At 35.0% G+C, this 254-nt stretch carries 1 protein-coding gene; it reads right to left on the bottom strand.

The window, feature by feature from the left end; translation table 11 throughout:
• Nucleotides 1-254: hypothetical protein (locus FC36_RS12220; protein ID WP_202813099.1), on the bottom strand; the 254-nt coding region annotated here is incomplete at both ends.

Genomic DNA, 254 nt, shown 5'->3' with positions numbered 1-254 from the left:
ACTAAATCAGATAAACCAGGGTTAACAAGCTTACTAAAGTCCCAAGTGATGTTGTAGTTAATTACATCACCAGCAATCACAGTCTTACCATTAGAATCAATACCACCAACGTTTTCAGATTTAGTTGGTGCAGGCTTATCAACTGGATTTTCTACTGAATTTGCACTAGATTCAATATTATTTACATATACACGAGGTACATTGACAATAGTTTTACCGTCTTCAATAGCTGTTGCATAAATATGTGCAGTAGG

This window comes from Ligilactobacillus equi DSM 15833 = JCM 10991, from assembly GCF_001435735.1.
GTDB lineage: Bacteria > Bacillota > Bacilli > Lactobacillales > Lactobacillaceae > Ligilactobacillus > Ligilactobacillus equi.
The sequence above is the reverse complement of the archived record's forward strand: the minus strand, read 5'-3'. Positions and strand labels throughout refer to the sequence as shown.